Annotated in this window: 10 protein-coding genes; 7 read left to right on the forward strand and 3 right to left on the reverse strand. The window is 74.8% G+C overall.

Going from position 1 to position 12,877, the window contains the following annotated elements; all coding sequences use genetic code 11:
- Window positions 1-149: 149 nt before the first annotated feature.
- Complete coding sequence (locus ACI8AG_RS14565) at window positions 150-491, reverse strand: oxidoreductase (RefSeq protein WP_456597617.1); 342 nt, start codon at window positions 489-491, stop codon at window positions 150-152.
- A 150-nt stretch (window positions 492-641) separates the two neighbouring features.
- Here ACI8AG_RS14565 and lpdA point away from each other — a divergent pair, with 150 nt between their 5' ends.
- The 3 genes from lpdA (at window position 642) to ACI8AG_RS14580 (ending at window position 4,903) form a co-directional block, all read left to right on the forward strand.
- Window positions 642-2,021, forward strand: a complete 1,380-nt coding sequence (gene lpdA / locus ACI8AG_RS14570) for a dihydrolipoyl dehydrogenase (RefSeq protein ID WP_456591292.1) — start codon at window positions 642-644, stop codon at window positions 2,019-2,021.
- Between the two features lie 47 nt (window positions 2,022-2,068).
- Window positions 2,069-3,910: a 2-oxoglutarate dehydrogenase, E2 component, dihydrolipoamide succinyltransferase gene (gene sucB / locus ACI8AG_RS14575; RefSeq protein ID WP_456597618.1), complete on the forward strand. Its 1,842-nt coding sequence runs from the start codon at window positions 2,069-2,071 to the stop codon at window positions 3,908-3,910.
- Window positions 3,911-3,997: 87 nt separating this feature from the next.
- Window positions 3,998-4,903: a TIGR01777 family oxidoreductase gene (locus ACI8AG_RS14580; protein ID WP_456597619.1), complete on the forward strand. Its 906-nt coding sequence runs from the start codon at window positions 3,998-4,000 to the stop codon at window positions 4,901-4,903.
- A 13-nt stretch (window positions 4,904-4,916) separates the two neighbouring features.
- On the opposite strand, the gene ACI8AG_RS14585 is transcribed toward ACI8AG_RS14580, so the two are convergent.
- Window positions 4,917-6,503 carry a serine/threonine-protein kinase gene (locus ACI8AG_RS14585; protein WP_456597620.1) on the reverse strand — a complete coding sequence of 529 codons (1,587 nt, stop codon included), beginning with the start codon at window positions 6,501-6,503 and terminating at the stop codon, window positions 4,917-4,919.
- Window positions 6,504-6,603: 100 nt separating this feature from the next.
- Between ACI8AG_RS14585 and ACI8AG_RS14590 the strand changes: the two genes are divergently transcribed.
- The 4 genes from ACI8AG_RS14590 to ACI8AG_RS14605 all read left to right on the forward strand — a co-directional run bounded on the left by ACI8AG_RS14590 (window position 6,604) and on the right by ACI8AG_RS14605 (window position 9,928).
- The gene (locus tag ACI8AG_RS14590) at window positions 6,604-7,851 is read left to right on the forward strand and encodes an FAD-dependent oxidoreductase (RefSeq protein ID WP_456597621.1); all 1,248 of its coding nucleotides are present in this window, start codon (window positions 6,604-6,606) and stop codon (window positions 7,849-7,851) included.
- Window positions 7,851-8,585, forward strand: a complete 735-nt coding sequence (locus tag ACI8AG_RS14595) for a Type 1 glutamine amidotransferase-like domain-containing protein (RefSeq protein WP_456597622.1) — start codon at window positions 7,851-7,853, stop codon at window positions 8,583-8,585. The genes ACI8AG_RS14590 and ACI8AG_RS14595 overlap by 1 nt, the downstream gene beginning before the upstream one ends.
- A gap of 20 nt (window positions 8,586-8,605) precedes the next feature.
- Window positions 8,606-9,262: a lipoyl(octanoyl) transferase LipB gene (lipB, locus tag ACI8AG_RS14600; RefSeq protein ID WP_456597623.1), complete on the forward strand. Its 657-nt coding sequence runs from the start codon at window positions 8,606-8,608 to the stop codon at window positions 9,260-9,262.
- 72 nt (window positions 9,263-9,334) lie between these two features.
- Window positions 9,335-9,928, forward strand: coding sequence for a carboxymuconolactone decarboxylase family protein (locus ACI8AG_RS14605; protein WP_456597624.1), 594 nt, complete (start codon window positions 9,335-9,337; stop codon window positions 9,926-9,928).
- A 40-nt stretch (window positions 9,929-9,968) separates the two neighbouring features.
- On the opposite strand, the gene leuS is transcribed toward ACI8AG_RS14605, so the two are convergent.
- Window positions 9,969-12,863 (reverse strand): leucine--tRNA ligase, encoded by a 2,895-nt coding sequence (gene leuS / locus ACI8AG_RS14610; RefSeq protein ID WP_456597625.1) that lies wholly within the window; start codon window positions 12,861-12,863, stop codon window positions 9,969-9,971.
- Window positions 12,864-12,877: the final 14 nt, after the last annotated feature.

Below are 12,877 nucleotides of genomic sequence, written 5' to 3' on the forward strand. Positions count from 1 at the left end.
CCCCACCCCACCCCCCCACGCCGCCCCCCCCCCCCCCCCCCCCCCCCCCCCCCCCCCCCCCCCCCCCCCCCCCCCCCCCCCCCCCCCCACGGTGAGCCAGGACGCCTGGTGACGTGCTGGAGCGGCCACCGTCAGGGGCCCGCCGCGAGCTAGCGAGCGGTGGGGGGACGGTGGCCCTTCGACCAGTCACGCATGCGCTGCGGGTAGCCGGTCACCTGGGCGTCGTACACCGGGATCGCCAGCTCCTTGGACAGCCGGCGGGCGACATCGGGACCGTCGATGCGCCTCCGGGTCCACTCGCCGTCGGCCGCGACCAGGACGATGGTGGCCTCGGTCACCGCCGTCCTGGGCTCCACGTACCCCTCGACGCCCCGGCGGCTCGCCACGAACTGCTCCAGGTGCGCCAGGTCGTCCCGGTGGGACGCCCGGTCGAGGGTGGCGCGGGCGCCATCCCCGGGCCGCCGCCTCCGCCACCGCTCGAACAGGCCCATCGCCGTCTCCGTCCTGCCGGGGTCGCGTGATCACTGCGACGCTCGCGAGAGCAACGGTGCTCCGGGCCAGCTCGTTCCCGGGGTGGCAGGATGGGGCCCAGCCCCCGCCCGCTCGAGCGGGGTTGCCGTCCGACGACCCGAGGAGCACCCGTGAGCGCACCCGCTTCCCCCGCCGACCTGGTCATCCTCGGGGGTGGCTCCGGCGGCTACGCCGCCGCGTTCCGCGCCTCCGAGCTCGGCCTGAACGTCGTGCTGATCGAGAAGGACAAGGTCGGTGGCACCTGCCTGCACCGGGGCTGCATCCCGACCAAGGCCCTGCTGCACGCCGGCGAGGTGGCCGACCTGGCCCGCGAGGGCGAGCAGTTCGGCGTGAAGACGTCGCTGGCCGGCATCGACATGGATGGCGTCAACAGCTACAAGGACGGCGTCATCACCAAGCTCTACAAGGGGCTGCAGGGCCTGGTGAAGGCGCGCAAGATCACCTACGTGGAGGGCGAGGGCCGGCTGGTCTCCCCCACGGCGGTCGAGGTGAACGGCCAGACCTACGAGGGCAAGCACGTCCTGCTGGCCACCGGCTCCTACCCCCGCTCGCTGCCGGGCCTGGAGATCGACGGCACGAAGGTCATCACAAGCGACCACGCGCTGAACCTGGACCGGGTGCCGAGCTCGGCGATCATCCTCGGCGGTGGCGTCATCGGCTGCGAGTTCGCCAGCGCCTGGAAGTCCTTCGGCGTGGACGTCACCATCGTCGAGGGCCTGCCCCACCTCGTGCCGCTGGAGGACGAGTCGTCCTCGAAGCTGCTGGAGCGCGCCTTCCGCCGGCGCAAGATCGCGTTCGAGCTCGGGAACCGCTTCTCCGGCGTGCAGACCACCGAGAACGGCGTCAAGGTGTCGCTGGAGAACGGCAAGGAGATCGAGGCCGAGCTGCTGCTCGTCGCGGTCGGTCGCGGCCCGGTCAGCTCCGGCATCGGCTACGAGGAGGTGGGCGTCGCGATGGAGCGCGGCTACGTCCTCGTCGACGAGTACATGCGCACCAACATCCCGACGATCTCCGCCGTGGGCGACCTGGTCCCCACCCTGCAGCTGGCCCACGTCGGCTTCGGCGAGGGCATCCTCGTCGCCGAGCGGGTCGCCGGCCTCGAGCCCGCCCCGATCGACTACGCCGGCGTCCCGCGGATCACCTACTCCGACCCCGAGGTCGCCTCGGTCGGCCTCACCGAGGCGCAGGCCAAGGAGCGCTACGGCGAGGTGAAGACCCTCACCTACGACCTCGCCGGCAACGGCCGCAGCCAGATCCTGAAGACGACGGGCGCGGTCAAGCTGGTCCAGGCCCCCGACGGCCCGGTCGTCGGCATCCACATGGTCGGCAGCCGCGTCGGCGAGCTCATCGCCGAGGCCCAGCTGATCTACAACTGGGAGGCCGAGGCCGACGACGTCGCCAGCCTCATCCACCCGCACCCGACGCAGAGCGAGGCGCTCGGCGAGGCTCACCTCGCGCTCGCCGGCAAGCCCCTGCACGTGCACGGCTGATCTCGCTCCACCCCCACCCACCCAGCGCCAGAAGGAGCACTGCCCCGATGCCGACCTCCGTCACCATGCCCGCCCTGGGCGAGAGCGTCACCGAGGGCACGGTCACCCGATGGCTCAAGCAGGAGGGTGACCAGGTCGAGGCCGACGAGCCCCTCCTCGAGGTGTCGACCGACAAGGTCGACACCGAGATCCCCTCCCCGGCCGCCGGGGTCCTCACCAAGATCCTCGTGGCCGAGGACGAGACCGTCGACGTCGGCGCCGAGCTCGCCGTGATCGGTGGCGGGGACGGCGACGAGGGCGCCGCCAGCCCGCCGGCCTCGGCCGAGGACGCCGACACCGCGCCGCAGACCCCCGACCAGCAGGTCGAGGACGCGGGCTCCGGCGGAGCGCAGGAGCAGCCCGCCGCCGAGCCCGAGCCGGCCCCGGCCGGCGGGTCCGGTGGCGGCGGCGGCGAGGGGACCCCCGTCACGATGCCGGCGCTCGGCGAGAGCGTCACCGAGGGCACCGTGACCCGGTGGCTGAAGGCCGTCGGCGACGAGATCACCGCCGACGAGCCGCTCCTCGAGGTCTCCACCGACAAGGTCGACACCGAGATCCCGGCGCCGGTCAGCGGCACGCTGCTGGAGATCACGGTCAACGAGGACGAGACCGTCGACGTCGGCGCCCAGCTCGCCGTGATCGGCACGGGCGCCTCCGGCGGCGGCTCCGCCCCCGCGGCTCCCGCACCGCAGCAGGAGGCCCCGAAGCAGCAGGTGCCGGCCGAGCCGGAGCCGCAGGCGGCCCCGCAGGCCAAGGAGGCCGACGCGGCCAGCGAGCAGCCCGGTGGCGACTACGGTGCCAGCGGCGCCCAGCCGTCGGAGTCGCCGACCTCGGCGCCCGCGCCCCAGGTGGCTCCGCAGGCGCCGTCCGCCCCGGCCCCCTCGGGTGACGGCGGTGGGCAGTACGTCACGCCGCTGGTGCGCCGCCTGGCCGCCGAGCACGGGGTCGACCTGAACACCGTCTCGGGGACCGGCGTCGGCGGGCGCATCCGGAAGCAGGACGTGCTGGCCGCCGCGGAGAAGTCCGCCGCGCCGGCGCCCGCGGCGTCCGCTCCCGCGGCGTCGGCCCCGGCCGCCTCCGGCGGCACCCGCACGCCGTCGCCGGCCGCCATGCCGGACACCTCGGTGCGTGGCCGCACCGAGAAGCTGTCCCGCCTGCGCGGGGTCATCGCCCGCCGAATGGTGGAGTCGCTGCAGGTGAGCGCCCAGCTGACGACGGTCGTCGAGGCCGACGTCACGCGCATCGCGCAGCTGCGGCAGCAGGCGAAGGGCACCTTCGAGGCCCGCGAGGGCGTCAAGCTCTCGTTCCTGCCGTTCTTCGCCAAGGCGGCGGTCGAGGCGCTCAAGCAGCACCCGTCGGTGAACTCATCGATCGACCTCGAAGCGGGCACGGTCACCTACCACGACGCCGAGAACCTCGGGGTCGCCGTCGACACCGAGCGGGGGCTGCTCGTCCCGGTGATCCACGGTGCGGGGGACCTGAGCCTGGGTGGCCTGGCCCGCAAGATCGCCGACCTCGCAGAGCGCACCCGCACCAACAAGGTGACGCCGGACGAGCTCGGTGGTGGGACGTTCACGCTGACCAACACCGGCAGCCGCGGCGCCCTGTTCGACACGCCGATCATCAACCAGCCGCAGGTCGCCATCCTCGGCACCGGCTCGGTCGTGAAGCGGCCGGTCGTGGTGCAGGACGCCGAGCTGGGCGAGGTCATCGCCGTCCGGTCGATGGTCTACCTGGCGCTCACCTACGACCACCGGATCGTCGACGGGGCGGACGCCGCCCGTTTCCTCACCACGGTGAAGGAGCGGCTGGAGGCCGGTCAGTTCCACGGCGAGCTCGGCCTCGGCTGAGCCAGGGCACCCCACCCGCAGCACCCGCGAGCCCGCGGCGGACCCCCGGCACGGGGTCCGCCGCGGCCTGCCTCCCCAGGAGCGTCCGTGAAGATCGCCGTGGCCGGTGCCTCCGGGATGATCGGCAGCGCGCTGCTGCCCGCGCTGCGCGCCGACGGCCACGAGGTGATCCAGCTGGTCCGCCGCACCCCGCGGACCGCTGAGGAACACCGCTGGGACCCGCAGCACCGGCGGATCGACCCGGCAGTGCTGCGGGACGTCGACGCCGTCGTCAACCTCGCCGGCGTAGGAGTGGGCGACCGGCGCTGGAACGAACGGCACAAGCAGGCGGTCCTCGGCAGCCGGGTCGACAGCACCGCCACGCTGAGCGAGGCCCTGCGGGACGCCGTCGCCGCCGACCCCGACCGCCCCCGGGTGCTGCTGAACGCCTCCGGCGTCGGCTGGTACGGCGACACCGGTGACCGCGTCGTCGACGAGTCCGACCCGGCCGGCGACGACTTCCTCGCCCGCGTCTGCGTGGCGTGGGAGGGCGCGACCGCGCCGGCCGCCGACGCCGGGGTGCGCGTGACCACGCTGCGGACGGGCCTGGTGCTCGGGCACGGCGGCCTGCTCGCGCGGATGCTGCCGCTGTTCCGCGCCGGGCTCGGTGGGCGGCTGGGCTCGGGCCGGCAGTACGTGCCCTGGATCAGCCAGGAGGACGAGGTCGGCGCGATCCTGTACCTGCTCACCCACGCCGTGCCGGGGCCGGTCAACCTGTGCGGCCCCGAGCCGGTCACGAACGCCGAGTTCACCGCCGCGCTGGGCCGGGTCCTGCACCGGCCGACCGTGCTGCCGGTGCCCGGCCCGGCGCTGTGGGTGGTGCTCGGGGAGTTCGCCCGGGTGGGCGTGCTGGCCGGTCAGCGCGCAGTCCCCGGCCGGCTGACCGAGGCCGGTTTCCGGTTCGCCCACGGGGACGTCGACGCCGCGCTGCGCGCCGCGGTGGCCCGGGACTGACCCGGCCGGCGGATCAGGCCAGGCGTTCGGCGCTCTCGATCCGCCAGCCCTCCGGGGTGCGGACGAGGACCATCCGCACCTGGGCCTCGGGTCGGCCGGGAACCGTGCGCAGCGCCGGGCCGTCGACTCGGTCGGCGGGCACCACGCGGTAGCCGGGCCAGCTGTCGGTCAGCAGCAGTTCCGCCCGGGAGTCCGAGGACTCGACGACGGTGACGTCGTCGACCACCGGCGCGAAACTGCTCAGCGCCTCACCGGCCGCGGCCAGCGCGCGCGCGTGCTCCTCGTCCGCGGCCAGCAGCGGGCTGCCGATCACGTGCACGGCCCGCAGCAGGGCCGGGCTGCCGCTGAGCCCCTCGGCGCGCCGGGCGTAGAGCTCGCTGACCAGCGCCGTCCAGTCGCCGGCGGTCTCGGGGACCACGGGCCCGGGCAGCGGTCGCTCCTCCACGGCGGGAGACGGCGGGGCTGCCGCACGGGTGCCCGGGGCCGACGACCCGGCGGCGGCCGCGCGCGGCAGGTCGGCGTCACTCCCCCAGCGCGTACCGAGCCAGGCGGTGACGGCGAGCGCCGCCAGCACGAGCGCCGTGGCGAGCAGCCCACGGGTCACCGCGGCCACGCCGACGCCGGGAGGCCGCAACCGCCGTCGCCGCGTCGACGGCTCGACGGCGACCGGCCCGGGACGGGGACGGCGCCCCGGCACCACGTGGGTGACCGCGGAGCGCACGTCGGGGCGGCCGTGGCCGCCCCCCGCCACGGCGCCCAGCGCCACGGGCTCCGCCCGGCAGGCGTGCCGCAGGTCGCGCGCGAACTCCGCGGCGGTGCCGCGGTCGTGCGGATCGGCGGCGAGACCCCGGGCGATGACCTCGACGAGTCGGGGCGGCGCCTCCGGAGCCAGCTCGGTCAGGTCGGGCAGCTGCCCGGTCGCGGCCACCACGAGGGTTCCGGCGGGGCTCGCGGCGTTCCACGGGGCGATGCCGGTGAGCGCGTGGAACGCCGCCGCCGCGACGCCGAAGACGTCGGAGGCGGGACCCGGCGCACCGCCACGGGCCACCGCCGGGTCGACGTAGGCCGGGGTGACCTCGGCCGCCGCCGTCTCCCCCAGCACCCGGGCCACCCCGAGGTCGGTGAGCACCGGCCGCCCGTCACCGGTGAAGACGATGTTCCCCGGCGCCAGGTCGCCGTGCACCACTCCGTGGTCGTGGGCGTGCGCCAGAGCCGCGGCCACCGGCGCGATCGCCGTCACCACCTCACCGGGCCGGAGCCGGCCGCGCCGGGCGAGCAGCGCGGCGAGGCTGCCCCCACCGAGCAGCTCGAGCACCAGCGCGACCCGCGACCCGCCGCCGCGCCGGGGCTGGTGCACCACTTCGATCAACCGGACCAGGTGGGGGTGGTCCAGCCGGCCCAGCAGCACGGCCTCGCGCGCCTGGCGCGCCGGGTCCCCGGCCACCAGGACCTTCACCGCCACCGGCTCCCCGCCCTCCCGGGGCGCCGCCTGCCACACCTCCCCCGACGCACCGCGGCCGAGCAGGGTCTGCAGCACGTAGCCAGGCACCGCGGGTGGCTGCGCAGCCCCCGGTGCCGCGGGCGGAACGGCGGTGGTCACGAGGGAGGACCGTAGGCGCAGACGGGTCGCCGGCGCCGCGGTCGTCCACAGCCCCACGGGCGCGCCCGCACGGCTCCCCGGCGACGGATACCGTCGGGCGGTGTCCACGTCGCTGCGGGCGGAGGTCCTCGTCGTCGGGGCCGGCCTGGCCGGGTTGTCCGCCGCCACCCGGCTGGCCGCCGCCGGCCTGGACGTGCACGTGCTGGAGTCCGGGGGGCACGCCGGCGGGCGGCTGGCGACCGAGCGCATCGACGGCTTCGTCGTCGACCGTGGCTTCCAGGTGCTCAACACCGGCTACCCGAGGGCGGCCGACCTCGACCTCGATGCGCTGGACCTCGGCTGGTTCGAGCGGGGCGCGGTGATCCGCGTGGCCGGACGGGCGCACCAGGTGGTCGACCCGCGCCGCCGGCCGGCCTCGGTCGTCGGCACCGCAGCGGCGCCGCTGGGCTCCCCGCGGGAGAAGGCGGCGCTGGTGGCCTACTCGCTCCGCGCCGGGTACTCCCCCGTCGGCCGCCTGCTGCGGGCGCCGGAGGACTCGGCGGAGCAGGCGCTCCGCGCGGCCGGCGTCGGGGACGCCGCCCTGGAGCGGTTCCTGCGCCCCTTCCTGGCCGGGGTGCTCCTGGAGGACGAGCTCGTCACCTCCAGCCGGTACCTGCACCTGCTGTGGCGCAGCTTCGTCCGGGGCTCGATCGGGCTGCCGGCGACCGGGATGCAGGCGGTCGGCGAGCAGCTGGCGGCGCGCCTTGGTGCCGGGCGGCTGCACCGGCACACGCCGGTGCGCTCGGTGTCGCCAGGCTCCGCGTCCACCGACGCGGGCAGCTGGGCGGCCGGCGCCGTCGTCGTCGCGACCGATCCGGCCACGGCGTCGCGGCTGCTCCCCACCGTCGAGGCCGACGCGCCCCGGGAGGTCACCACCCACCTGCACGTGCTGTCCGCCTCCCCCTGGCCCGCCCCGCTGATCGTGCTCGGGCAGCCCCGGGGCCGGCTGGTGAACAGGGCCGTGCTCTCCGACGCCCAGCCGCGCTACAGCCCCGACGACCGGGCACTCGTCGCCAGCTCCACCCTCGCGCGGAGCCGGGAGGACGAGGTGCGCGGCGAGATCGCGGCGGCGCACGGGGTCGCGCCGTCGGACCTGGAGCACCTGACGTCGGTCACGGTGCCGGGGGCGCAACCGGCGGCGCTCCCGCCGCTGCGGCTGCGCCGGCCGGTCGACCTCGGCGAGGGCCTGTACGTCTGCGGTGACCACCGGGACACCCCGTCCATCCAGGGCGCGATGGCCAGCGGTGCCCGCGCCGCCCGCGCCGTGCTGCGCCGCCTGCGCCCGGACCCGACCGGAGGAGCTCCCTGATGCCCGCGTCGGCACCGACGATCGTGGCCACCAGCATGGGCTTCGCCCCGCGCGGCCGCGGCCCCACCGACTGGCGGCCCGGGCCGGTCTTCGACCTCGCCGCGGAGCTCGCCGGGGGCCCCGAGCGACCGCGCCTGTGCTACCTCGGCACCGCCACCGGCGACGACCCGGCACGGGTTGCCGGCGTCTACGGCGCGTTCGCCGGCAGCTCCGTGCGGGTCAGCCACCTGAGCCTGTTCCCGATGCCCACGGTCGCCGACCTGCGCGCGCACCTGCTCGCGCAGGACGTGGTGTGGGTGGGTGGCGGGAGCGTGGCGAACCTCCTCGCCGTGTGGCGGGTGCACGGGCTGGACGAGGTGTTCCGCGAGGCGTGGCGGGCCGGCGTCGTGCTGGCCGGGGTGTCGGCCGGGTCGCTGTGCTGGCACGTGGGCGGGACCACCGACTCCTACGGTCCCGACCTCCGGCCGGTCACGAACGGGCTCGGCCTGATACCCACCAGCAACGGCGTCCACTACGACTCCGAGGAACAGCGCCGCCCGCTCTACCACCGCCTGGTCGCCGACGGCACGCTGCCAGCGGGCCATGCCACCGACGACGGCGCGGGGCTGGTGTACCGCGGGACCGAGCTCGTCGAGGTCGTGAGCGACCGCCCCGGCGCCGCCGCCTACCGGGTGGAACGCGGCCCGGACGGCACGGCGGTGGAGACCCGGCTCGAGCCGCGCCGCCTGGCGTAGCCCGGGCATAGGCTGGTGGCGTGACCGAACTGCGGGTGGTGCGCGCCGGGACCGTGCCCTACGAGGAGGCCTGGGAGACGCAGCGCGAACTGCACGCCCGGCGGGTCGCCGGCGACATCCCGGACACGATGCTGCTGCTGGAGCACCCGTCCGTCTACACGGCCGGCCGGCGCACGGAGGCGCACGAACGACCGTTCGACGGGACCCCCGTCGTCGACGTGGACCGCGGCGGCAAGATCACCTGGCACGGACCGGGCCAACTGGTCGGCTACCCGATCGTCGCGCTGCCCGATCCCGTCGACGTCGTCGCCTACGTACGGCGGCTGGAGGGCGCGCTCATCGACGTGTGCGCCGGGTTCGGGGTGGACGCCGGGCGGGTCGAGGGGCGCAGCGGGGTGTGGCTGCCCGCCGACCCCGCGACCCACCGGCCCGAGCGCAAGGTCGCGGCGATCGGCATCCGGGTCGCCCGCGGCGTGACGATGCACGGCTTCGCGCTCAACTGCGACCCCGACCTGTCGTTCTTCGCCAACATGATCCCGTGCGGCATCCCCGACGCCGGCGTCACGTCGCTGTCGGCCGAGCTGGGCCGTGACGTGACGGTGGCCGACGCGCTGCCGCCGGTCGAGAGCGCGATGCGCGCCGCCCTCTCCACCGCCGGGACTGCGGCGGCGCGCTAGCCACTTCGGCACGGTTGGCGCCCAGCGGTATCTCAGCGCTAAGGTAAGTCTCCGTCCCGAGGAGGAGCCGCCATGCCCAGGATCGAGCCGCTGCCGCGCGAGTCGCTGCCGCAGTACGAGGAGACCTTCCGCGCCGTGGAGGCCGCGCTGGGCGTCCTCCCCAACAGCACGCTGACCATGGCCCGCCGGCCCGAGATCATGGAGGCCTTCGCCCGCCTCAACGCGGTGGTCATGGCCGAGGGCACGGTCGGCGGCGTGCTCAAGCAGCTGGTCGCGACCGTCGTCTCCGGCGCCGCCGGCTGCGCGTACTGCCAGGCCCACACCGCCCACGTGGCCGAGAAGCGGGGCGCCGACGCCGCCAAGCTCGCCGCCGTCTGGGAGTTCGAGTCCAGCCCCCTCTTCACCGACGGCGAGCGGGCCGCCCTGCGTGTGGCCCGGGGCGCCGGAGTGACGCCGAACGCCGTGACCGACGAGGAAGTGGCCGACCTGCGCCGGCACTTCGACGACGACCAGGTCGTCGAGATCGTCGCCGTCATCGCGAACTTCGGCTTCCTCAACCGGTGGAACGACACCATGGCCACCGAGCTGGAGCGATCGCCGCTGGCCTGGGCCGCCGACCACCTGCGGGGCGCGGGCTGGGAAGCGGGCAAGCACGCCGGCTCCTGAGGAGCCGGCGCACTCTTCCCCGCGGTGACGGGCTGGGACCTCAGCCCAGGACGAAGTTGACCAACCGGCCGGGGACGGCGACGACGCGGCGGATCGTCGCGCCGTCCAGGTAGCCGGCGATCTTCTCGTCGGCCCGTGCCGCCGCTTCCAGGGCCGCGGCGTCGGCATCGGCCGGCACCGTCACCTGCGACCGCACCTTGCCGTTCACCTGGACGGCGACCTGCACGGTGTCCTCGACCAGCCAGCGCTCGTCGGCCACCGGGAACGGCGCCCACGCCGACGAGCCCTCGTGGCCGAGCCGCGACCACAGCTCCTCGGCCAGGTGCGGCGCCAGCGGGGCGACCATCAGCACCAGCGGCTCGGCCACCGAGCGCGGTACCGGCGTGTCCGCGCCGTAGGTCTGGGTCAGGTGGTTGGTCAGCTCGGTAATCCGGGCGATCGCGATGTTGAACCGCAGGGTCGCGTAGCCGTCCCGGACGCCGTCGATCGCCTTGTGCAGCGCGCGCAGCGTCTCCTCGGCCGGCTCGACGTCGTCGGCCCGCACCCGGCCGGTCTCCTCGTCCACCACGACCCGCCAGATGCGCTGCAGCAGGCGCTGCGAACCGACGACGGCCTTGGTCTCCCAGGGCCGCGACTGCTCCAGCGGGCCGGTGGACATCTCGTACACGCGGAAGGTGTCGGCCCCGTAGGCGCCGATCATCTCGTCCGGCGTGACCATGTTCTTGAGGCTCTTGCCGATCTTCCCGTACTCGCGGTTGACCGGCTTGCCCTCGTACAGGAACTGGCCGTCGCGCTCCACGACGTCGGCGGCGGGCACGTAGAAGCCGCGCTCGTCGGTGTAGGCGTAGGCGGAGATGTAGCCCTGGTTGACCAGCCGGCGGAACGGCTCCTCGCTGGAGACGTGGCCCAGGTCGTGCAGCACCTTGTGCCAGAAGCGGGCGTACAGCAGGTGCAGCACGGCGTGCTCGACCCCGCCGACGTAGAGGTCCACGCCGCCGGTGTCGCCCTCGCCGCGCGGACCCATCCAGTACCGCTCCAGCTCCGGGTCGACCATGCGCTCGTCGTCGCCCGGGTCCAGGTAGCGCAGGTAGTACCAGCAGGAGCCCGCCCAGTTGGGCATCGTGTTGGTCTCGCGGCGGTACTTCTTCAGACCGTCGCCCAGGTCCAGCTCGACCGTCGTCCACTCCGTGGCGCGCGACAGCGGCGGCTCGGGAGCCGAGTCGGCGTCGTCGTCGGCGAAGGTCTTGGGCGAGTAGTCGTCGACCTCGGGCAGCAGCACCGGCAGCATCGAGGTGGGGACGGCGACGGGGCGGTCGTCCTCGTCGTAGACGATCGGGAACGGCTCGCCCCAGTACCGCTGCCGGCTGAACAGCCAGTCCCGCAGCTTGTAGGTGGTGGTGGCCTCGCCGGCACCGCGCTCGACCAGCCACGCGGTGATGCGCTCGATGGCCTCGGCCTTGTCCAGGCCGTCCAGCGAGATCTCGTCGTTGGCGGAGTTGATCATGCGGCCCGGGCCCGTGTACGCGCCGCTGTCGTCGTCGAAGCCCTCGGGCCGCTCGACCGTGGGCACGATCTCCAGGCCGAACTTCCTCGCGAACTCCCAGTCGCGCTGGTCCTCGCCGGGGACCGCCATGATCGCGCCGGTGCCGTAGCCGGTCAGCACGTAGTCGGCGATGAACACCGGCAGCTCGCGGCCGTTCACCGGGTTGACCGCGGTGACGCCCAGCCAGACGCCGGTCTTCTCCCGGCCGGCGTCCTGACGGTCCAGCTCCGAGCGCCGCGAGGCCTGCCGCTGGTAGTCGCGCACCGCCTCGGCCGGGGTGGCCGCACCGCCGGTCCACCGCGGGTCGGTGCCCGCGGGCCAGGCGTCCGCGGTCAGCTGCTCGACCAGCGGGTGCTCGGGCGCCAGCACCATGTAGGTGGCGCCGAACAGGGTGTCCGGCCGGGTGGTGAAGACGTCGATGGTCTGCGACCCGGCGGCGAACCGGATCCGGGCGCCGGTGGAGCGTCCGATCCAGTTGCGCTGCATCAGCTTCAGCGAGTCCGACCAGTCCAGCCGGTCCAGGTCGGCCAGCAACCGGTCGGCGTAGGCGGTGATCCGCATCATCCACTGCTTCAGCGGCCGCCGGAAGACCGGGAAGTTGCCGCGCTCGGAACGCCCGTCGGGCGTGACCTCCTCGTTCGACAGCACGGTGCCCAGGCCCGGGCACCAGTTGACCGGCGCCTCGTGCAGGTAGGCGAGCCGGTGCGCGTCGACGACGGCGCCCTTCTCCACCTCGTCCAGCTCGGCCCAGGGGCGGCCGTACGGATTCGTCCCCTCGGCCGGCTCACGGGTGCCGGCGTCCAGCTCGGCCACCAGCTCCTCGATCCGCCGTGCCTTCCCGGCGGTCTCGTCGAACCAGGAACCGAAGATCTGCAGGAAGATCCACTGGGTCCACTTGTAGTAGCCCGGGTCGATCGTGGCGAAGGTGCGCCGCTGGTCGTGGTCGACCCCCAGCCGGCGCAGCTGCGCCTTGATCGCGGCGATGTTCGCCTCGGTGGTGATGCGTGGGTGCTGCCCGGTCTGCACGGCGTACTGCTCGGCGGGCAGCCCGAAGGCGTCGTAGCCCATCGGGTGCAGCACGTTGTCGCCGTCCATGCGGCGGAACCGGCTGGTGACGTCGGTGCCCAGGTAGCCCAGCGGGTGACCGACGTGCAGGCCCGCGCCCGAGGGGTACGGGAACATGTCCATCGCGAAGAACTTGGGCCGGTCGGCGACGCGCTCGAAGCCACCGCTCAGCCGGCCGACCGGGTTGGGCGTGTGGAAGGTGCCCTCGGCCTCCCAGCGGTCCTGCCAGGCCAGCTCGATCCGCTGGGCCAGCGCCGGGGTGTACCGGTGCCGAGGTATGTCCCCGCCGCCCGTGGCCTCGGTGCTGTGGCTGTCGGTCTGGCTCATCGTCTCGTGCTCCC

The organism is Blastococcus sp. SYSU DS0552, from assembly GCF_054050815.1.

Coding starts and splice junctions, on each gene's coding strand:
- ACI8AG_RS14595 (WP_456597622.1), top strand. CDS start 7,851: ATGCCCGCGTCGGCACCGACGATCGTGGCCACCAGCATGGGCTTCGCC.
- ACI8AG_RS14605 (WP_456597624.1), top strand. CDS start 9,335: ATGCCCAGGATCGAGCCGCTGCCGCGCGAGTCGCTGCCGCAGTACGAG.
- leuS (WP_456597625.1), bottom strand. CDS start 12,863: ATGAGCCAGACCGACAGCCACAGCACCGAGGCCACGGGCGGCGGGGAC.
- ACI8AG_RS14565 (WP_456597617.1), bottom strand. CDS start 491: ATGGGCCTGTTCGAGCGGTGGCGGAGGCGGCGGCCCGGGGATGGCGCC.
- sucB (WP_456597618.1), top strand. CDS start 2,069: ATGCCGACCTCCGTCACCATGCCCGCCCTGGGCGAGAGCGTCACCGAG.